This window comes from Halomicrobium mukohataei DSM 12286 (genome assembly GCF_000023965.1).
Taxonomy (GTDB): domain Archaea; phylum Halobacteriota; class Halobacteria; order Halobacteriales; family Haloarculaceae; genus Halomicrobium; species Halomicrobium mukohataei.
The window spans coordinates 1920728-1939933 of sequence record NC_013202.1 but is presented as its reverse complement, the minus strand read 5'-3'; the positions used below and the strand labels follow the sequence as shown (position 1 = coordinate 1939933).

At 67.3% G+C, this 19206-nt stretch carries 19 protein-coding genes; 8 read left to right on the top strand and 11 right to left on the bottom strand.

From position 1 onward, the window contains the following. Positions 1-16: 16 nt before the first annotated feature. The 5 genes from HMUK_RS09770 to HMUK_RS09750 form a co-directional block, all read right to left on the bottom strand. On the bottom strand, positions 17-1000 hold the full coding sequence (locus HMUK_RS09770) for a Gfo/Idh/MocA family protein (protein WP_015762993.1): 984 nt from the start codon (positions 998-1000) through the stop codon (positions 17-19). Beyond that, positions 993-2108, bottom strand: a complete 1116-nt coding sequence (locus HMUK_RS09765; protein WP_015762992.1) for a DegT/DnrJ/EryC1/StrS family aminotransferase — start codon at positions 2106-2108, stop codon at positions 993-995. Before HMUK_RS09765 ends, HMUK_RS09770 begins: the two co-directional genes overlap by 8 nt. Beyond that, positions 2105-2686: an acyltransferase gene (locus HMUK_RS09760; protein ID WP_015762991.1), complete on the bottom strand. Its 582-nt coding sequence runs from the start codon at positions 2684-2686 to the stop codon at positions 2105-2107. Before HMUK_RS09760 ends, HMUK_RS09765 begins: the two co-directional genes overlap by 4 nt. A 290-nt stretch (positions 2687-2976) precedes the next feature. After that, entirely contained in the window at positions 2977-3390 is a 414-nt protein-coding gene (locus HMUK_RS09755; protein ID WP_015762990.1) for a DUF7344 domain-containing protein, read from the bottom strand. Between the two features lie 96 nt (positions 3391-3486). Beyond that, positions 3487-4038 (bottom strand): metal-dependent hydrolase, encoded by a 552-nt coding sequence (locus HMUK_RS09750; protein WP_015762989.1) that lies wholly within the window; start codon positions 4036-4038, stop codon positions 3487-3489. Positions 4039-4418: 380 nt separating this feature from the next. Between HMUK_RS09750 and HMUK_RS09745 the strand changes: the two genes are divergently transcribed. Beyond that, entirely contained in the window at positions 4419-4697 is a 279-nt protein-coding gene (locus tag HMUK_RS09745; protein ID WP_049940890.1) for a winged helix-turn-helix domain-containing protein, read from the top strand. Positions 4698-5207: 510 nt separating this feature from the next. On the opposite strand, the gene HMUK_RS09740 is transcribed toward HMUK_RS09745, so the two are convergent. After that, positions 5208-5717 carry a DUF7344 domain-containing protein gene (locus tag HMUK_RS09740; RefSeq protein ID WP_015762986.1) on the bottom strand — a complete coding sequence of 170 codons (510 nt, stop codon included), beginning with the start codon at positions 5715-5717 and terminating at the stop codon, positions 5208-5210. A gap of 404 nt (positions 5718-6121) precedes the next feature. On the opposite strand from HMUK_RS09740, the gene HMUK_RS09735 reads away from it, so the two are divergent. Beyond that, positions 6122-7489, top strand: coding sequence for a nucleotide sugar dehydrogenase (locus HMUK_RS09735; RefSeq protein WP_015762984.1), 1368 nt, complete (start codon positions 6122-6124; stop codon positions 7487-7489). A 605-nt stretch (positions 7490-8094) separates the two neighbouring features. Further along, positions 8095-8715 carry a DUF7344 domain-containing protein gene (locus tag HMUK_RS09730; RefSeq protein ID WP_015762983.1) on the top strand — a complete coding sequence of 207 codons (621 nt, stop codon included), beginning with the start codon at positions 8095-8097 and terminating at the stop codon, positions 8713-8715. Between the two features lie 257 nt (positions 8716-8972). On the opposite strand, the gene HMUK_RS17610 is transcribed toward HMUK_RS09730, so the two are convergent. From HMUK_RS17610 to HMUK_RS09715, 4 genes are all read right to left on the bottom strand, one after another. Then, complete coding sequence (locus HMUK_RS17610) at positions 8973-9143, bottom strand: DUF7511 domain-containing protein (protein ID WP_015762982.1); 171 nt, start codon at positions 9141-9143, stop codon at positions 8973-8975. A gap of 75 nt (positions 9144-9218) precedes the next feature. Further along, entirely contained in the window at positions 9219-9950 is a 732-nt protein-coding gene (locus HMUK_RS09725) for a TrmB family transcriptional regulator (RefSeq protein WP_223270947.1), read from the bottom strand. A gap of 180 nt (positions 9951-10130) precedes the next feature. Continuing rightward, positions 10131-10583 carry a HalOD1 output domain-containing protein gene (locus tag HMUK_RS09720; protein ID WP_049940800.1) on the bottom strand — a complete coding sequence of 151 codons (453 nt, stop codon included), beginning with the start codon at positions 10581-10583 and terminating at the stop codon, positions 10131-10133. A 234-nt stretch (positions 10584-10817) separates the two neighbouring features. Then, positions 10818-11144: a DUF7344 domain-containing protein gene (locus HMUK_RS09715; RefSeq protein ID WP_015762979.1), complete on the bottom strand. Its 327-nt coding sequence runs from the start codon at positions 11142-11144 to the stop codon at positions 10818-10820. Positions 11145-11628: 484 nt separating this feature from the next. On the opposite strand from HMUK_RS09715, the gene HMUK_RS09710 reads away from it, so the two are divergent. Genes HMUK_RS09710 through HMUK_RS09690 form a run of 5 tightly spaced genes read left to right on the top strand, consistent with a single transcriptional unit; the run spans position 11629 to position 17643 of the window. Next, positions 11629-12768 (top strand): DUF354 domain-containing protein, encoded by a 1140-nt coding sequence (locus HMUK_RS09710; protein ID WP_015762978.1) that lies wholly within the window; start codon positions 11629-11631, stop codon positions 12766-12768. Further along, the gene (gene wecB / locus HMUK_RS09705) at positions 12765-13823 is read left to right on the top strand and encodes a non-hydrolyzing UDP-N-acetylglucosamine 2-epimerase (RefSeq protein ID WP_015762977.1); all 1059 of its coding nucleotides are present in this window, start codon (positions 12765-12767) and stop codon (positions 13821-13823) included. Before HMUK_RS09710 ends, wecB begins: the two co-directional genes overlap by 4 nt. Further along, positions 13816-14754: a glycosyltransferase gene (locus HMUK_RS09700; RefSeq protein WP_015762976.1), complete on the top strand. Its 939-nt coding sequence runs from the start codon at positions 13816-13818 to the stop codon at positions 14752-14754. The genes wecB and HMUK_RS09700 overlap by 8 nt, the downstream gene beginning before the upstream one ends. Next, the gene (locus HMUK_RS09695; RefSeq protein WP_015762975.1) at positions 14747-16672 is read left to right on the top strand and encodes a hypothetical protein; all 1926 of its coding nucleotides are present in this window, start codon (positions 14747-14749) and stop codon (positions 16670-16672) included. The genes HMUK_RS09700 and HMUK_RS09695 overlap by 8 nt, the downstream gene beginning before the upstream one ends. A gap of 29 nt (positions 16673-16701) precedes the next feature. Then, positions 16702-17643, top strand: coding sequence for a DUF1616 domain-containing protein (locus tag HMUK_RS09690; protein WP_126967141.1), 942 nt, complete (start codon positions 16702-16704; stop codon positions 17641-17643). A gap of 89 nt (positions 17644-17732) precedes the next feature. Here the strand turns inward: HMUK_RS09690 and HMUK_RS09685 are convergent, their stop codons facing one another. Continuing rightward, entirely contained in the window at positions 17733-19142 is a 1410-nt protein-coding gene (locus HMUK_RS09685) for a right-handed parallel beta-helix repeat-containing protein (protein WP_126967140.1), read from the bottom strand. Positions 19143-19206 lie beyond the last annotated feature (64 nt).

Sequence of the window (19206 nt, the reverse complement as noted above, 5' to 3'; positions counted from 1 at the left end):
AGTCGTCTCACACTCGTTAGCGGGACTGCTGGGCAGTGGCGTCCAGTTCGGTCGACACCTGTGCGTCGATCTGGTCGACGAGTTCGAGGGCGCGCAGACCGTCCGTCCCGGAGACGACCGGTTCGCTGTCGGTCACGACCGCCTCGACGAACGCGTCCAGTTCCGTCACCAGCGGCTCGCCGTTGGCGACGGTCGGCTGTTCGATGACGCTCTCGTGGCGGTACCGAACGTCGCCGTCGTTCTCGACGTAGGCCGGCACGGAGTGGCGGTGGATTCGCACGTCCTGGTCGGCGTAGTCGACGGTGATCCGCGCGTCGCGGGTCGTCACCGCCAGCTGACGGACCTTCTGCTGGGTCACTCTGCTGGCACTGAACTGGGCGACCGTGTCGTCCTCGAAGGAAAGCTGTGCGGTGACGTGCTGGCCGTCACAGGTGCCGACCGCGTCGACGGTCCTGACGCCGCTGTCGAGCAAGGAGAGGGTCACGTCGAGGTCGTGGACCATCAGGTCCATCGTGACCGTGTCGGTCGTGTCCCGGTCGACCGGCGGACCGAGCCGGCGGGCCTCGACCGCGATCACCTCGTGGTCGGCCAGGACCTCCGTCAGGGTTCGGATGGCGGGGTTGAATCGCTCGATGTGGCCGACCTGGAGGACGAGGTTCTCGGCGGCGGCGCGTTCGACCAGCGCCTCGCCGTCGGCGAGGTCCTTCACGAACGGCTTCTCGACGAGGACGTGGACGCCAGCGTCCAGCGCCCGCTCGACGAGGTCGTCGTGGTACCGGGTCGGGACGGCGACGGTGACGGCGTCGGCGGCGTCGAGCAGCTCGGCGGTCGACATGACGGTCGTGTCGTAGTCGTCGGCCACCTCGCGGGCCGTCGCCTCGTCGGCGTCGGCGATACCGACCAGCGAGACGGCGCGGTTCTGTGCGTAGACGCGTGCGTGGTGGCGACCCATGTTGCCCACGCCGACGACGCCCGTCTTGAGAGATCCGTTCTCACTCATCGGCGATCACCGTGTCGATCGCAGTCGCGATCGTTTCGACCGTCTCGTCCGCCAGCGAGGGGTGGACGGGCACGGAGAGGACCTCCCGTGTCAGTCGCTCTGCGACGGGGAACGACGACTCGATGTCGTCGTAGGCGGGCTGTTCGTGGATCGGCGTCGGGTAGTAGACGCCGGTGTCGATCCCGATTCGTTCGAGGCCGGACGCCAGCGCGTCTCGTTCGGGCGAGCGGACGGTGTACTGGTGGTACGAGTGGCGCTTGTACGCCGCCTCCGTCGGCGTCGTGATCGACGGGGCATCGATCCCCTCGGAGAGTCGCCGGGCGTTCGCACGCCGGGACTCGACGAAGTCGGGCAGCCGCTCTAGCTGTGCCCGTCCGATGGCGGCCGCGATGTCGGTCATCCGGAAGTTGTGGCCGACCGAGCGGTGGACGGAGCCGTCCTCGGGATCGCGCCCGTGGTTGATGAACGAGCGGAGCCGACGAGCGACCGCGTCGTCGTCGGTGACGACCATCCCGCCCTCGCCGGTCGTCATGTTCTTGGTCGGATAGAAGGAGAAACAGCCCGCGTCGCCCAGCGATCCGACCGGCTCGCCGCGGTAGGTGGCCCCGTGGGCCTGTGCGGCGTCCTCGATCAGGGTCGCGTCGCAGGCGTCGGCCAGCGCTCTGAACCGATCCATCTCGGCGGGGAGCCCGTAGAGGTGGACCGGCATGATGGCGTCGACGTCGCCGTCGAGGGAGTCGACGCGCTCGCTGGCGGCCTCGGGATCGAGGTTGTACGAGTCGGGATCCACGTCGGCGAAGACCGGCTCTGCGCCGACCAGCCGGATCGCGTTGGCCGTCGCCACGAAGGACAGGGGCGTGGTGAGTACGCGGTCGCCCTCGCCGATGCCGAGCGCCGCCAGCGCCGCGTGGAGCGCGGTCGTCCCGTTGCTGGTGGCGACGGCGTGGTCGGTCCCACAGTAGTCCGCGAAGGCCGCTTCGAAGGCAGCGACCTCGCTGCCGGCCGCGAGGTGCCCGCTTTCGAGGACAGACCGGACGCGGCGCTGTTCGCGGTCCTCGACGACCGGGTCGGCCAGTGAGATCTCGTCGAGGTCGATCTGAGAGCTCATTCGATCCGGTTCCCTCCCTGGAGCGAGGCGGGCAGTTCCTCGTGTCGGCCGGGCGCACCGACGACGAGCGTCTCGGGCGGAACGTCGGCCGTGACGACGGTCCCGGCGGCGACGAACGACTGCTCACCGATCGTCACCCCGGGCAGGATCGTCGCGTTGGCTCCGATCGAGACGTGCTCTTCGATCGTGACGCCGTCGAGTTCGCTCGCCGAGCGGATCGGGTAGTTGTCGTTCGTGACCGTGGCGTGGGGCCCCAGGAAGACCTCGTCTCCGATCGTCGTCTCCGGCGGGACGTACACGCCGGTCTGGAGGCTGACGTGCGAGCCGATCGTCACGTCGCCGTCGACGACCGTGTTGGTCCCGACGAGCACGTCGTCGCCCGCGACCGTTCCGTCTCGGACGAGGGCGTTGTGCCCGGTCGAGAAGTCGTCGCCGATCGTCACGTCGCCGTATATCACGGTCCCCGATCGAATCGTTGCGTTCTCGCCGAGTCGTGGGGTCGTCTCCGCGTCCTCGTCGCGACCCACGACGGCCTCCGGTGCTACGTAACTCCCGTCACCGATTCTCGCGTTTGTCATAGTATCCACACTGAGGGCCAGTGTTCGTCAGGTCACTCCGCGACAGACGCCTTTGTTATGGAGATGATAGGAGTGTGGAGATCTGGTTAGCCGCGTGATGAATCCGTAAGGGATCTCCTGTCCCGGAGAGACGGGCGCGTCGGTCCCGAGACGCCCCGCCGCTCGTGGCGTCGGCGATCACTGCTGGGAGGCGGCCGCGATCCCGTCGCCGCCGGGGTCCGCACGGACAGTCCCGGACGAACAGTTACACCGGTCCAGGTCGACAGAAAAAACGGGGACAGCGATCCGTATCAGTCGTCGTGGCTTTGCTGCTGGGCGAGTGCAAAGCGGAGGTACGGCAGTGCGGCCGTCGTCTCGTCGGTCTCGGAGATTCGTTGTCGGCGACCGTCGAACTCGATCAGTCCCACGTCTTCGAGCTTGGGCAGCGAGACGTGGAGCAGTCGCGAGTCGATCTGGCCACGATACTCCTGTTCCGAGAGGCCCTCGGGCGGATCGGTCTCGTCGACGATGTATTCGACCAGTTCGTGTGCGTAGACCGGTCCCTCGTCCCGCAGGAGATACGTCAAGACGTATCGGTTCGCGGGACGTGCGAGGACATCGAAGAGGTCGTCGACGGAGACCGTCGTCACGGTCACCGACGACGACGACAGCTCGTCGTCGAACTCCACGGCAGCTAACTGGTCGTCGTGATGCTCGGCACCCATGCTATACAGTACCTCCCGTGCGCTTTTGTGGGTTCTTTCGGTGTACTGGCCAGTTCGCGTCGAACGACACCGGTGACACTCGTCGGTTGACCGCTGCTACCGGGCGTCGGGTACGAGGGGCGTCTCGTCCAGCACCCACGCGAGGATCGCCCCGCCCACCAGGAGGAGTTCGAGGACGACGTACACTCGTCCCGCGGGCGTGGCCAGCAGGGCGACGAACTGGGCGAGGAGTGCCCAGACGTGGCCGGTGATCGAGACCGGCGCGGACGCGACGCTCTCCGTGAGCGGCCACAACAGGAAGGCCAGCCGGGGCGGTCCGCCCAGTGCCATCGGATAGACGACGTCGCCGGGCAGGTGAGCGAGGTAGCCGATCGCGAACGCCCAGCCGACCCGTCCGTGGCCGGTCTCGCGCGCGACGGCGACGACGGCGGCCGACAGCGGGACGGCGACCAGCAGCGAGTGGGCCAACGAGATGCCGGAGGGCAGCAGCGTCGTCCCCCAGCCCAGCGGTTTGTCGACCAGGTCCGGAAACTGCGTCCCGACCGCGACGGCGACGGTCTGTGGACCCGTGGGCCGATCGCCGTCGCGGAGACGAGACAGTACCGAGAGGGCGACGTAGCCACAGGCGAGGTGTTCCCAGGGCCACATCAGGTGGCGTCGGTCGTTGGTCGCGTCGCTCGTACTCCGGCCTCGATACGCCCCGCGCGGTCGATAACGCTCTCTGAAGGGGTTCGAACACGTCTGAAAGTCACGACTGATGGTCGGAAACCGAGTGGTATTGTTATGGACGCCATATGTGAAGGCGCTCGTTGGCCGACCGACCACTGCATACGGACCGCCTGCTGACCGTCGGCAGAGGAGACCACGCGAGAAAGACCCGCTTACTGAGCGTGAACGGGATTAACGACCGACTGTCTTTATGTCCGACTCGACTCGCTTATAGCGACAGTGATACTCCACAGTACTACCGGACGCTGTCGCGTGCCGTCACCCAGTGGCGCGACGGACCGATCGGGGGCGAGACGGTCATGACCGACCCCGACTGGGACGACGTGAGCTTCGTCATCAGCTCGCGCTACAGGGTCGCCGCGATGCGTCGCCTCGACGAGGGACCGTCGACGCCGTCGAACATCGCCGACGACGCCAGCGTGGGCCTGGCCCACGTCTCGCGGGCGCTCCAGGAGCTCCGAGAGAGCGAGCTGGTCGATCTGCTCGTCTCCGACGAGCGCAAGAAGGGGCGCGTCTACGGCCTCACGGAGGAGGGCGACCGGGTCTGGCAGACGATCGAAGCCGAGAACATGGTGTGAGGCCCGTCGGCGCTCGCCGACGAGCCACGGACAGCAGCGCCACCGTGTGGACCGGGCTATCCGCGACCCCAACGTTGTACAGACGGACGGCCAGCACTGCCAGATCCATCTCGGAGACGCCGGTCGGTCCCGACAGCCCGAGAACGCTGTGGCTTCCGTGCGGTAACTCGTCGCTTCCGTGGGCCGGGAACTCGCTACGGACACAATTACTATAGGATCGTACGACCCAGACAATGCCGATGGTTCAGCACATCTCGGAGCGCGAAATGGAACGGATCACAGAGTTCGCAGAGACGCCGGTCTACGAACGGACACCGGAACAGCTGCTACCAGACTCGAGCACCGACGACTGACCACCTCATTCTCATACCGCATTCCACCGACCATCAGCCGTGGCGTCGAGCCGGTGGCACTGTCGGCTATCGATCGGTGAGCGTCGGCACATCGGGCCGGCGAGCCGCGACGAGAGGCCGACAGTGCGACGCGCCACGGACAGTCCCAGACGGCGGGTCAGAGGCGGCGCTGCCACGCGAGGAGAAACTGCGCACCCGCGAGGAGAACGAACGCGAGAACGAGAATCTGGCCCAGCAGCGCTCCCGAGACGAACGGGAGCGCGCCGAACGACGTTGCCAGAAACGCCAGTCCACCGACGACCGCCACGACCAGGTAATACCGGTGCCACCGTCTGGACTGTTCGGGGTTGTGCAGGTACGGTTCGATCGCGCTGGCCTGGGACGTGAGCCACACTTCGCCCGTGTCGGCGTCGTGTTCGACGACCCCGACGTCGACGAGCTTCGGCACGTGAGTCTGGTAGAGAGAGACGTACACGCGCTTGCGGTCCTGCGAGGAGAGCTCCTCGACGGTCGTGTCGTTCTCTCGGGCGGCCACGATCTCCGCCAGGGTCGTCAGTTCGATCGGAGTCTCCTCCTCCCGTAAGATCGCGATCGTTTCCCGCCGCCGCGCGCTGCTAAGCACGTCGAACACCGTGTCTTGTGAGAGTTCATCGTTGTTGCTGAACATCGAACGTTTTCGGATTGTCCCGCAGCGTCCGGCATATACAATCGATACAGCACATATGACCCTCGCCCATAGTTTAGTAACAGTGAGGTTACCCGGTGACCTCGCCGTCCAGACAGTCGCTACGGTCGGATTACCGATCGGCGACGCGGTGGTGTCGCAGTCCCAGACGGCCGACACGACGGGCGCGGAGTCGCCACCGGGCGACGAACCGCGCCGGAAATGGTCTCTGATGCGTCACGTTCGAGCGAGCCACGCCACCGCGACGAGAGAGGCAATCACGCGAGCCATAACGCCGTCGTACGTCCGGGCAATGGTGTTCGTAACAATGTCGCTCTCGTCGGACGGGCAAACCAGATGGTGACGACAGATCACGGACCGGCCACGCCGGACGGAGGAATCGACGGATGAGTACGACACTGTGTCGGCTGTACGGCAGTGACCGTCCGGCCGACGAGCAGCGACGGGCCTTCAGGGAAGGCGGCGTTCCGGTCGCGGTCTACGGCCTCGGCAAGATGGGGTTGCCCCTCGCGGCGGTGTTCGCCGACCGGTCGGGAAACGTGACCGGCGTCGACATCGACAGCGCCGTCGTGAACGCGGTCAACGACGGTCAGTCCCCGGTCGAGGACGAACCGGGACTGGACACCGCCGTCGAGACGGCCGTCGAGACGGAGTCGCTGCGTGCCACCACCGACGGGGTCGACGCCGCCGAGTCGGCGGCGCTACACGTCGTCATCGTCCCGACGCTGCTCGACGACGCGGACAGTCCGGACCTGTCCGCAGTGGAGTCGGTCGTCGACGACGTGGCTGCTGGACTGGCACCAGGCGACGCGGTGTTCCTCGAATCGACGCTCCCCCCGCGCACGTGCGTCGACGTGCTACGGCCACGGCTCGTCGAGAAGAGCGGGCTGGCCCCCGACGAGTTCGCGCTCGCGTTCTGTCCGGAGCGGACGGCCAGCGGACGCGCGCTCGAAGACATCACCGGCAGCTACCCGAAGATCGTCGGTGGCGTCGACGAAGAGAGCACGCGCGTCGCGAAGCTGGTGTACGGCGAACTCACGAGCAACGAGGTCATTCCCGTGAGCGATCCGACGACCGCCGAGTGCGTCAAGCTGTTCGAAGGGCTCTACCGGGACGTCAACATCGCGCTGGCCAACGAACTGGGACGGCTGGCCGACGGGCTCGCGATCGACGTGCGCGAAGCGATCGAGGCGGCCAACACCCAGCCGTACTGCGAGCTCCACGATCCCGGTGCCGGCGTCGGCGGGCACTGTATCCCCTACTACCCCCACTTCGTCATCGACACCGTCGAGACGTCGACACCGCTGCTGGAGACGGCCCGCCGGGTCAACGAGCGGATGGAGGAGTTCACCGTTCACAAGACCGTCGAGCAGCTCGTCGACGCCGGCACGGAGATCGGAGACGCGAGCGTCGCCGTCCTCGGTGTCACCTACCGTCCGGGGATCGACGAGACGCGGGCGTCGCCGGCCTGGACGATCACCGCCGCGCTGTCGGCGGCCGGTGCCGACGTGTACACCGTCGATCCGGTGTGCAGCGACCTCGCGGCCTTCCCGGGGCGGCCGGCGACGCTGTCGGAGCTCCCCGCGATCGACCCGGACGCGCTCGTACTGGTGACGGCCCACGACGCGTTCGACGACGTGCCCTGGGACCGACTCGCCGATCCGGTCGTCGTCGACGGTCGAGACGCACTGACGGACCCGGCGACGGCCGGCGAGGTGTACACGATCGGGAGCGGGCCCGCGACCTCCGACTGATGCGGAAAGTTGTAGATCTTTACCAGATCGACCGCACGCCGTCGTGCGGTCGACTGGGTAAACGCCTACAACCGTCCGTATAATACGGAACGTTGGCGTTGCGTACCGGTGAGCGTCTACCCGTCCCAACGCTCACCGGTACATCGCTACAACCGTCCGTATGATACTGTCGGCCGTCCTCGGTGCCCTTCGCGACCACGGGTCGTGCGGACGACGAGCCGGTGGCGGCCAACAGCGCGATGGGGAGAGGACAATTAGTAATTCTTCGGTAAATATCAATATTCCCATAGATGTCTGCATTTCGGCAGAAAGAACAGATTATACGTTCGGTCAGTCGGAGTAACCACCGGCTGTCGCCTATAATACCCAATTTGACAAATGTTACAGATGCAGTAACATTCAGAATAGAAGTTAAGTATAGGAAACAATTAAAAGTCTCCCGGTGGTGTGAGTATACGTCCACTGGACCGAGGCCAGGATCCATGGTGGGTGCTGGCGTCGCGTCACCGGTACGGGGTCACCGAGGAAACAGACACAGACACAAGCCGGTAATGGACGATCAACGGAGGTCACGAACATGAATCAGCGAACACTGGGAGACTACTATGAGCGCAACGCGCGATGAGTCAACACAGACGGAGGGTGGATCGGTCGGCGACACGAACGAGACGACGGAGTCAGCCCAGCAGGAAGGGGCTGAGGTGACGGCGGACGAGCCGGCACCCTTACCGGTCGATCGGGTGTTCGAGTTACTGAAAAACCAGCGTCGCCGCGAAGTGTTGCGGTACCTCGAAGCGGCCGACGACGAGACGGTCTCGCTGAGCGATCTCGCCGAACACATCGCCGCCATCGAGAACGACACGACCGTCCAGGCGATCTCTTCGAGCGAGCGCAAGCGCGTCTACGTCGGCCTCTATCAGTGCCATCTGCCCAAGATGGACGACATGAACGTCGTGGCGTTCGATCAGAACCGGGGGACGATCAGTCTCGGACCGAACGCCGACCAGCTCGAAGAGTTCCTCGACATCGGCGACGACGAGGACCGTCCCTGGCCCCGGTACTACGCGGGGCTCGCTGCCGGCGGGACCGCACTGTACGGACTCGCACTGATCGTCCCGGCCGTCAGCGTCGGCGTCGTCGTCCCGGTCGTGCTCGTCGCGTTCGGCTGCTGTGCGATCGTCAACGAGTACGTCGACCGACAGACCGACGAGCAGAGCACGGTCTAGGACGGTCGGCGGGACCGGGTCCGGTTTTCTGTGCGAGCGGCCGAGACGGTTTATTGTAGTTGCTTACCGGTGATCGTCGCCACGGAGTAGACGATCACCGGTAAATCGCTACAATAATCCGTATGAGACGGTCAGTCGTCCGTCCGAGCCGAATCTCGCGACCCCGGAGACACGGCTATCGCGAAGCAGTGACTGTCGACAGTCCGAACGCCGAACGCACGGTACTCGGGTACGGCGACGGTCCGCGAGAAGGCGTGCTACCGAACCAGGGCCAGATCGACGTAGGTCGCTTCGTCGGCCGAGATCCAGGCGGCCGCGTGCTCGTCTGTCGCCCGGAAGATCGTACACTGGTTCGGCCGCGCGTCGTATCGCTCGACGATCGCCCTGTACTCCGTCCCCGCAGTCGTCCGATCGGTCACTGACGGCATGGTTCGTTCACGCTGTCCGTGAGGAGCGGTTTGGTTATTGTGGGCCTTCGAGGAGTAAGCCGACGACTGCCATCGCTACTCGATCCCCAGCAACGCCCGCAGGAGGACGAGCAGATTGTTCGACTCGCCGCGGCTCCAGAACGCCAGCGGCTCCTCGGACTGGAACGTCACCACGGCGTCCTCGTGGTCGGCGAGCAGCACCGTCGAGAGGGGCAACACGGCCGGATTCCACGGTCGGTCGTCGTCCACGACGGTGACCGGGCTCTCGTCGAACCGGTCGTCGACGCCGATCGCACGGACCTCGACGCCGCGCTGGGCAGCCGTGACGAGGGCGTCCGCGACTGGCTCGGCCCGCCGGTCGTCGGTCGCCGCCAGCAACACCGACTCCTGGGCGTCGGCAACGACCGCGCTCATTCGCTCCGTGATCGCCGCCGGATCGCTCGACAGCCAGAGGTCGTCCCGCGACAGCGACGACTCCGTCGAGCCGACCGCCTCCAGTGCCGCCGTCACGTCGTCGATCCGGTCGGTGTACTCGGTCCCCAGCACGAACAGCGCGTGCTCGATCGAGACCGCGTGAAATCGGCGCGGAGTCGCCGACTCGATCTCGACGAGTCCCCACTCGGACAGTTCGTCGGCGGCGTCGTACACTCGCGTGCGCGGGACATTTACTGTAGCGCTGATCGACTTCGCCGTGCCGCTCTCGAGTTCGACGAGCGCGACGAACGTGCGCGCGGCGTACGCACTCAGTCCGAGGCCTTCGAGCTTGTCGATTGCCCGCCGCCTGGCGTCGTCAGTGTTCGCTGTCATGCCTCGTCGTCCCATCACGGTACCCACCGGTACGGGCAGTATCGGCCGACACGCCCCGGCCGTCAGTTGAAGAGAACCGCATCTGATACGCACAGAGGGTAGCCGTCGACCCCGTAAGTACTCTTCGTGATTTGGCGAGTGACACACACGAGCGAGCCCGTTTCGGGAATCTCGGACAGATCAGGACCGGGGCTCGGTGATCGTCAGGCGACCGTGGCTGTACACCGTCACCTCGTAGCCCTCGTACTCGAAGGAGATGTGGGCGTCTCCGCGACCGTCGTCGGGACATCTATCGAAGATGGTGTCCAGCGCGTCCGGATCGATCACCGTCCCCAGCGGTCGCAGTGCCGTCGGTTCTTCACCCGACACCTCCGACATCGCGTAGACGACCATCTCGCTGGTCGACCAATCGTCGTCGGCGTCGAACTCGACGACGTGGCGGTCGAACTCCGCATCGTACTCGACGACGAGATCGTCGTTCATCTGTTTCGTCTCACCGTCCTCGAACCGTCGACGGTGGCGGTCGCTGCTCCAGCGGTCGGGACGCGGCGAGGGGCGCGGCGTCGCACCGGGACGCCGTCGTACGCTGCCCGGCCGCTCGAACTGGAGGGCGATGTCGAGTCCGGACGACACAGACGTGCAGGCGGAGAGACGAGAGCGAACTGCATACGTGACAGGAAGTCGGATTGTACAGACGTAACTCTTGTGGACCCTCTCGTGACCGCCGGTGTCGCTCCCGGCTGCCCGACCGTGATTCGGCGACGGCGAGGGGATCCACGAGCGGGCGACGCGAGCCAGACCGATATCGGAGCGTTCGTCGCCGGCACAGCGGCGTCTCGGACGGCCCCGCGTCCGAGGGCCGAGCGATCACTCCTCTAGCAGCGAGAGCACGGCTTCGACCGTCTCGTCGCCGACGTAGTCGACCCGCGACTTGTCGGGATCGTACCGACAGACGCCGGCCGTTTCGAGCCGAGGGAGGTGGCAGTGATGGAGGCGGCGAGAGAGTCGCTCCGTGGACTCGACCGAGACGTCCCCGCTGTCGGCGACGGCGTCCGCGAGGGCGTCGAGCGATCGAGACGGCTCCGAGCGGAGTTCCCGTAGCGTTGCACGCCGCGTCTCCGAGGCGAGCAGTCGAAGCACGTGGTCTGGCTTGTCGTCCGAGGCGTCAGTCGGCAGCGACCCGTGTTCGGTCATCGGTGAGAGGTGGCGGCCGGATACGGAAGGTTATGTATTATCTTACTGTCACCATTTTGCACGGAGGAGCGTTTCGTCGGTCTTACCACGAGTCGTCGACGCTCCCACGTCGACGCCAGAGCGGTACGAATCGACTAACAATACCCCTGGGCCGATACGTGGTATCTGGGGAGCGAATCCCCCCACACAGTGGCTGTCTCCGTCCCCCCGACTCGTCGCCACTTGCCCACCCCCACCCCCCACCCCCACCCCACTCCCCTTTCCCCGCTTCCATTTTCCGCGCTCGTCGACGGCGAGTCACGACGGACGACGACGGGACTCTTCCTGCCTCGTCGCGCGCCCGCGCTCCCATCGAGTGAGAGGCGACCGGAGGCGAGAACGCCGGAGAACTCGCCGAGGCCCCTGCGACGCCGTGGCCGCCGGCTGCCGTGTGCGAGGGCGTAGGTCGGCCATAACAAAACACTCACCCGGTCACCACCGAGTGATGCGTCGGAGACACGCCTCGGCCGTAACAGCCACAGACACGCCACGGAACGCTACCGTCCCCCCCGATCAAAACGGAGTCGGGACGCCACCAGCGGAACAGACAGAGCGGCTTCGGGTCCTGATCACGATTCAGCACCCCGCCCACGTCCACTTCTATCGCCCCGTCATCGAGGAGCTGACCGCCGACGGGCACGAGGTACGCGTCTGTACGCGCGAGAAGGACGTGGCCACCGAGTTGCTGACCGCCTTCGACATCGAGCACAGCGTGCTCGCCGGTTCGGGCCAGTCGACGCTGGGACGGATCGGCGTGCAGGCGCTGTACGAGCTGCGCTTGCTGGCGACGGCGCGGCGCTTCCAGCCCGACGTGGTCACCGCGATCGGCGGGGTCGCAGCGGCCCACGTGGCGACCGCCCTCGGAGCCAAGAGCGTCGTCCTGACCGACAGCGAGCCGGCGGCGCTGACCAACCGCCTCGCCTTCCCCTTCGCGGACGTGGTCTGTACACCGGCGTGGTACGACGGAGAGGTCGACGCGCGCCACGTGCGCTACGAGGGGCTCCACGAACTTGCCTACCTCCACCCCGAGCGGTTCGAGCCCGACCGGGAAGTGGTCAGGGCAGCCGGAGTGGACCCGTCGGCCGACTACTCGCTGGTCCGGTTCGTCTCCTGGGACGCACAGCACGACGTGGGCGAGGGGGGCCTCTCGCGGGCCGGCAAGGAGGCGATCGTCGAGACGCTCGCCGAGGCCGGCGAGGTGTACATCACGTCCGAGGAGCCACTCGACGCGCCCCTCGACCAGTACCGACTCCCGGTCGCGCCGGCCGACCTCCACCACCTGCTGGCGTTCGCGCAGTTGTACGTCGGCGACTCCCAGACGATGGCGACGGAGGCGGCGTTGCTCGGGACGCCGGCCGTGCGCTGTAACTCCTTTGCGGGCGGCGACGACATGGCGAACTTCCGGCGACTCGCAGAGTACGGGCTCGTGTTCTCGACCGACGACGAGGCGGAGGCCCACGACCGAATCGAGACGCTGCTCGCGGACGACGACGGCGACTGGGACCGCCGCCGCGGCGAGTTCGTCGCAGAGACCATCGACGTGGCCTCGTTCGTCCGGGACGTGCTCGTGGCGGTGGGAACATGAGGGTCCTCACCGTCGTCGGCGCGCGTCCACAGTTCGTCAAGTCGTTCCCCGTCTCGCGTGCGCTCGCACCCGACCACGAGGAGGTGCTCGTACACACCGGCCAGCACTACGACGAAGAGCTGTCGGCGGTGTTCTTCGACGACCTGGATCTGGACCAGCCCGACTACAACCTCGGAGTGGGCTCGCACACCCACGCGGTCCAGACCGCCCAGATCATGGAACGACTGGACCCGATCGTCGCCAGGGAAGCGCCCGACGTACTGCTGTTGTACGGCGATACGAACTCGACGGTTGCCGGAGCGCTCGTCGGGGCCAACCGAGACGTGACGGTCGCTCACGTCGAGGCCGGACTGCGGAGCGGGACGCGATCGATGCCCGAAGAGACCAACCGCATCGTCACGGATCACGTCGCCGACGTGCTCTGTACGCCCTGCCGGGCGGCGACCGAGACGCTCGAACGGGAGGGGCTGGGTGATCGGGTCCACGAGACCGGCGACGTGATGTACGACGCGCTCCGCTGGGCCGAGCGGATCGCGCGCGACGAGTCGGCCGTCCTCGATCGGCTCGGGCTCGACGAGTCGTTCGTCCTCGCGACGGTACACCGGCCCCGCAACACCGACGATCCCGACCGCCTCGCCGCCATCGTGGAGGCGCTGGTGACCCACCCCGCGCCGGTCGTCTTTCCGGTTCACCCCCGGACTGCGGCCGCGCTCCGAGATCAGGGGCTGTTCGAGACGGTCCAGTCCGAACTGCACTGTATCGACCCCGTCGGCTACCTGGATTTCGTCCGCCTGCTCGACGCCGCCGATCGGGTGGTCACCGACTCCGGGGGCGTCCAGAAGGAGGCGTTCTTCCTCGAAACGCCCTGCGTGACGTTGCGCGAGGAGACCGAGTGGGACGAGACGGTCGCCGAGGGGTGGAACAGGCTCGTCGGCGCACGGACGACGGCGATCCGCGACGCGCTGGCGACGCCGGTCGACGCCACCGACAGGGGCCACCCCTACGGCGACGGCGACGCGGCCGAGCGCGTCGTCGAGGTGATCGCCGATGGGTGACGTGCTCATGCTGGTGACCAACGAAGACGCATCGTTCTACAGACAACAGGTCGACGCGCTCGAAGACCTGGGGCTGAACTGTGATACGGTGGCGGTCCCCAACAGCGAGGACGGAACCCGGCGGTTGCGCCACTACGCGCGCTTCTACGGGGCGACGCTGCGCAAGTCGCTGTCGGAGTACGACGTCGTCCACGCCAACTACGGGCTGACAGCCCCGGCCGCCCTCGCCCAGCGGCGTCGTCCGGTCGTCCTCTCGCTGTGGGGGTCGGACCTGCTGGGGTCGTACGGACGGCTGTCGACGTGGTGTGCCAATCGGTGTGACGAAGTGATCGTCATGTCCGACGCGATGGCGACCGAACTCGACCGAGACGCCCACGTCATTCCCCACGGCGTCGACATGGAGCGGTTCAGCCCCACCGCACAGGCGAGCGCCCGCGACGAACTCGGGTGGGATCAAAACGCCCGGATCGTCCTGTTTCCCTACGACCCCGAGCGCCCGATCAAGGACTTCCCACGGGCCCGCGCGGTCGTCGACGACGCGGCGTCGCGCCTCGATGGACACGTCGCGCTCCGGACGGTGAGCGGCGTCGACCACGGAGAGATACCACGATACATGAACGCAACAGACGTGATGCTCCTGACCTCTCGACGCGAGGGGTCACCGAACACGGTGAAAGAAGCACTGGCGTGTAACTGCCCCGTCGTCTCGACCGACGTGGGAGACGTGTCCGACTACGTCGCGGCCCTCGACTACTCGGGGGTCTGTGCCGACGACGACGAGCTCGTCGAGCGACTCGTCGCGACGCTCCGGGCCGCACCGGTCTCTGAGGGCCGCGAACAGGTCGCGGCGCTCGGGTTGCCGGAGATGGCCCGCAACATCGCGTCGGTGTATCGACGAGCCGGCGCACGGGGGGTGACCGTCGATGGCTAGCGCGACGCCCCGCGAGCGACTCCCGGCGGAGCCGGACCTCCTCGTGGGGCTCGCCGGCCTCGCGGTCGCGGTCGTCCTCTTCCCGCTTCGATTCCTCTCCGGACAGCTGTTCATCCAGGTCCTCCCACCGGTGCTGGGCCTCGGGAGCCTGGTGTATCTCGTCGGACGCGTCCGTGCTGGCGAGTCCGAGCGCGCGATCGAGCGCCGACGCGTCGGCGTCGACGGGCGTGTCGTCGCGGGCCTCACGGCGCTTGGGATCGGCGGGCTCGCGCTGTTTGGCGCGAGTGCCGGCGGTCGGACGACGGCGTTCCTGCTGGCCAGCGGGCTCGTCGGGACCGCGATCCTCGCACAGATCCTGTTTCTCGACGACGACGCACTCGATCCCGGACTCGTGTTGGGCCAGTTGCTCGCGCTGGCGCTCGTCGTCAGGTTCACCGCGTTGCTCTCGACGCCCGGACTGATCGGCGTCGACAGCTGGACGCACCTCACGGACTACGCGGCGGCCATCCAGTCGACGGACTCGCTGTCGGCGATCGCCGACGTGAAGTACCGGACTGCGCCGCTCTTTCACGTCCTGGTGGTGATCGCGGCCGACGCCATCGGTGTCGGCCTGCGAGCGGCCACCTACGTCTCGATGGGGCTCGCGCTCCCGCTGTCGACGCTGCTGGTGTACGCGATCGGGACGCTGCTGTTCGACCGCCGCTGGGCGTTGCTGGCAGCGGGCCTGTTCGTGATGGCCGATCACGTGATCCGGTGGGGCGTCCACATCATCCCGACCAGCATGGGGCTGGTCTTCTTCCTCGGAGCGCTGGCCGGAGCGACGCGGCTCCTCGCTGGCGACACCAGACGCGCCACGTACGCGATCGTCGTGGCGTTCGGGATCGCGACCGCGCTGACCCACCAGATCTCGGCGTTCATCCTGCTGGTGGTGCTGGGCGTCGGTGCCGTGGTGGGGTCGCTCGGATCGGTGCTGCCCGGCGACTTCGACCGCGCGGGGTCGCTGTGGCCGGTCTTCGCGCTCGTCACCGCCTTCGTGGCAGCGCTCTGGTCGATCACGCCGTACCGAGACAGCGTGTTCGCCCTGGAACTGCTCGACACCGTCGACCGGGCGATCGCGACCTCCGTCGGCTTCCTCAACCTCGCCGGGTCGGATCCGGGCGGCGCGGGCGGTGCCAGCAGCGCTGCGGGCGTCCCGATCGACGTCGCCTTCGCGGACGCGCTCGGCTTCTTCGCGCTGTTTTTCGCGGTCGTGATCGGGACCGTCGCCGTCTTCCGCCGACGCAACGCCACTCCGGCGACGGTGACCTACGCCGCGGCCGCGGTGGTGCTGGCGACGTTTACCTTCGGACTCCCGCTGTTTGGCTTTACGACCTTCCTGCCCGGCCGCTGGTACGCGTTCATGTACGTCCCGATGGCGCTGCTCGCGGCGCTTGGCTGCCGGTTCGCGGTGCGCCGGCTCTCGCCACGGATGGCGATGACCGGCCTGCTCGTGTTCGCGCTGGTGGTCCCCGGTGCGATGGCGATCAACCACAAGGGGACCCCGGACAGCCCGGTCTTCGACCAGGAGTACTCGACCTACGCCTACGACGAGACGGAGCTGTCGGCCGTCGAGACGGTCGGAGCGACGCGGCCCGAAGTGGCCGATCCGGTCTACACCGACCACCCCTATCGGACGGTGTTCGAGCGCAGCGGTGCGACGCCGGCCAACATGCTGGCCGTCGAGGACGGCGAGATCTACCACGACACCGTCGTCTACCGGAAGTACCAGTCGACCGGCGCGCCGGTGCTCCTCGTCGACAACGAGTCGCGGACGCGCAGGGTCGCACCCTCGGAGGTGTGTCGCGAGGATATGCACCGGCTCTACGCGAACAGCAACGTCACCGTCTGTACCGGTATCGACGGGATAGACGGAGCATAACTATGCGCGGAGATTCAGAATCCAGCCCAATGTCAGACAGAACTGTCCAGTCGTCGTCGGTCGCGCTGCCGCGGCTGGCGTCGTCGATCGACGTCGCAGCGGTCGTCTTGCTGGCCCTCGTGGGGGCGATCCTGTTCTCGCTCCCGCTCGGGCTCCCAGTCGCCGCGAGGGCCGTCCTCGCGGTCCCGCTCTTGCTGTTCGTGCCGGGGTACGCCGTCGTCGCGGCCCTGTATCCGGCGGCCCGTCGAGAGACCGAGACGACCGTGGACGGCCCGACGGCGATCGAGCGCGCCGCGCTCGCGGTCGGGCTGAGCCTGTTCGTCGTCCCGCTGGTCGGAGTCGCCGTCGAGGCCGTCTGGTCGCTGACGCTCGTCCCCGTCCTCGACACCGTCGCCGCGGTGACGATCGCCGCGGGCGTGATCGCGCTCGTCAGACGCGAGCGGTTGCCGGTCGGAGAGCGGTTCGAGGTGACGACGCCGCTGCGCCGGGCGCTGGCGGGGACGACCGAACGGCCGAAGACGCAGGTGTTCCTGATCGTCGCCGTCCTGTTGAGCGTCGCCGCCGTGGGTGCCGGGGGCGTCGTCGCGACGGCCGACAGCGGTCAGGAAGTCACGGAGTTCTACCTCACCACCGACGGACCCGACGGCGAGCGGGTGATGGCGACCGCCGAGACGATCGGCAACGAGTCGGTCCACGAGCTGGTCGTCGAGAGCCCGGAACGTCCCGGTGCGAACTACACCGTCGTCGCCCGGACCGGCATCGCCACCGACCGCGGCGTCGTCGAGGAACGGACCCTCGGTCGCACGTCGCTCACGCTCGGCGACGGCGGGACCGGGACGGCGACGTACGCACTCGACCTCGAACGCGGCGACCGCCCGCTCGAACTGACCTACCTCCTCTACGAGGGGGAGCCACCGGGGGAGCCGTCCCGAGAGAGCGCAGTTCGCTGGCTGCGCGTCCGGATCAGGTAACACGGCTACTCTCTTTTCGGCGATCGAAGATCGCGACGACAGTCAGCGCTCTCGCCGTGTCGTCCTCGGAGAAGTGCCGCCGGGCCGCGCTACTCGGATCTCTTTTCCGGCGGGTCGTGCGAGACGTTCTGGCGCACGACCTCGGAGTTGATCGCGGTGATCGGATTGCCGGTCACGTCGAAGTTCGTATCGGCGACGAGACAGTCACGCGACTGTTCGAACCGGATTCCGGAGCGGCGTGGACCCGTCTGTTCGATCCGCGAGCCCCGGATGCGGGTGCCGTTTCGCCTGGTGATGTCGATCGCGTGTTCCGTCGCCGCGCGGCCGCTGATGGTGACGTTCTCGACGACCGGCCCTCGCTGGCTGTCGGCGGGACGGAGGGCGTTGATCGCCGGGACGCCGTCGGTGTCGACGGTCACCGTCGAGTCTCTGATCGTCGCCCGGCCCGCCTCCGAGTGGAGCACGATCCCGCCGGAGCTCGTCGGAACCTGCCCCTCGATGCGGACCTCGCAGTCCTCGACGACCTGGCCTTCGCGGGCCCGCATCCTGATCCCGCGGGGATCGAGCCCGTTGGTGTGACGCGGCGGGACCTCGTCGACGACGACGGTCGCGCGCTTGACCGACGAACCGGTCGAGCCGAGCCTGACGTTGGCGATGTTGTTGTTCCGGTAGCGCCCGCCCCGGACGTGGACGGGTCCGTTCGATCCCGAGAGACCGTCCTGGCGGCCCGGCGACGACGCGTAGATCCCGTTGTTCGGGAAGTTCTCCACCACGCAGTCCCGGACGGTCAGGGTCCCGGCGTGGTTGTGGCCGACGTAGATTCCGACGGAGTCCGAATCGTCGGTCGAGCCACCGGAGAGACGGACGTTCTCGACGAGGGCGGTACTGTCTGGCGTGACCGCCTCGAACCGGAACCCGGACACGTCGGGCGGATACTGGCCCCTGACCGTGACATCGCGGACGGCGAAGTCGTCGGTCCCCAGTACGTACATCATGCCGCCGTCCCCCTCGGCTCGGAAGTCGAGATCGATCCCCTCGAAGAGGAACCGCTTGAGATCGACCAGTCGCAGGAGCGTCGTGCCCAGCTCGCTGGCGGGAGCAGTCGGAACGAACGACACGTCGGCCCCGTCGACCGCACGGAGTCCGACGTTGCGGAGCCCGGTCAGCGAGAGGTGATCGACCGCGTAGGTCCCGGCCGGGAACTCGATCAGCGTATCGTCGGCCGCGTGTTCGGCCAGCAGATCGGTGATCGGTTCCGAGCCGTCGGCCGCACCGCCGACCTCGGTGATGTCGATCACCTCGTCGAACCGGGACTGTCTCTCGGTCGTCTGGACCGGCGTCTCCGTCGTCTCCCCCGGCGTCCGGGTCCCGTCGTCGGGCGGCACCGGCGTCTCAGTCTCCGGACCACCACCCGGACAGCCGGCGAGCGAGCCGACGGCTGCCGCTGTGAGCGCGAGGAAGGCACGGCGAGAGCGGCGGGGCTGCGAATCTCGTGACACAGGCGAAGCGTGACCCCCCGTCGTCATTGTAATGGCAGCTCTTACGAACGGGTAAGTGGCGAGT

What these genes read in the sequence shown, in the direction of transcription:
- HMUK_RS09770 (WP_015762993.1), bottom strand. Translation starts at nt 1,000, where the DNA reads ATGAGTGAGAACGGATCTCTCAAGACGGGCGTCGTCGGCGTGGGCAAC.
- HMUK_RS09765 (WP_015762992.1), bottom strand. Translation starts at nt 2,108, where the DNA reads ATGAGCTCTCAGATCGACCTCGACGAGATCTCACTGGCCGACCCGGTC.
- HMUK_RS09760 (WP_015762991.1), bottom strand. Translation starts at nt 2,686, where the DNA reads ATGACAAACGCGAGAATCGGTGACGGGAGTTACGTAGCACCGGAGGCC.
- HMUK_RS09755 (WP_015762990.1), bottom strand. Translation starts at nt 3,390, where the DNA reads ATGGGTGCCGAGCATCACGACGACCAGTTAGCTGCCGTGGAGTTCGAC.
- HMUK_RS09750 (WP_015762989.1), bottom strand. Translation starts at nt 4,038, where the DNA reads ATGTGGCCCTGGGAACACCTCGCCTGTGGCTACGTCGCCCTCTCGGTA.
- HMUK_RS09745 (WP_049940890.1), top strand. Translation starts at nt 4,419, where the DNA reads ATGACCGACCCCGACTGGGACGACGTGAGCTTCGTCATCAGCTCGCGC.
- HMUK_RS09740 (WP_015762986.1), bottom strand. Translation starts at nt 5,717, where the DNA reads ATGTTCAGCAACAACGATGAACTCTCACAAGACACGGTGTTCGACGTG.
- HMUK_RS09735 (WP_015762984.1), top strand. Translation starts at nt 6,122, where the DNA reads ATGAGTACGACACTGTGTCGGCTGTACGGCAGTGACCGTCCGGCCGAC.
- HMUK_RS09730 (WP_015762983.1), top strand. Translation starts at nt 8,095, where the DNA reads ATGAGCGCAACGCGCGATGAGTCAACACAGACGGAGGGTGGATCGGTC.
- HMUK_RS17610 (WP_015762982.1), bottom strand. Translation starts at nt 9,143, where the DNA reads ATGCCGTCAGTGACCGATCGGACGACTGCGGGGACGGAGTACAGGGCG.
- HMUK_RS09725 (WP_223270947.1), bottom strand. Translation starts at nt 9,950, where the DNA reads ATGACAGCGAACACTGACGACGCCAGGCGGCGGGCAATCGACAAGCTC.
- HMUK_RS09715 (WP_015762979.1), bottom strand. Translation starts at nt 11,144, where the DNA reads ATGACCGAACACGGGTCGCTGCCGACTGACGCCTCGGACGACAAGCCA.
- HMUK_RS09710 (WP_015762978.1), top strand. Translation starts at nt 11,629, where the DNA reads ATGCGTCGGAGACACGCCTCGGCCGTAACAGCCACAGACACGCCACGG.
- wecB (WP_015762977.1), top strand. Translation starts at nt 12,765, where the DNA reads ATGAGGGTCCTCACCGTCGTCGGCGCGCGTCCACAGTTCGTCAAGTCG.
- HMUK_RS09700 (WP_015762976.1), top strand. Translation starts at nt 13,816, where the DNA reads ATGGGTGACGTGCTCATGCTGGTGACCAACGAAGACGCATCGTTCTAC.
- HMUK_RS09695 (WP_015762975.1), top strand. Translation starts at nt 14,747, where the DNA reads ATGGCTAGCGCGACGCCCCGCGAGCGACTCCCGGCGGAGCCGGACCTC.
- HMUK_RS09690 (WP_126967141.1), top strand. Translation starts at nt 16,702, where the DNA reads ATGTCAGACAGAACTGTCCAGTCGTCGTCGGTCGCGCTGCCGCGGCTG.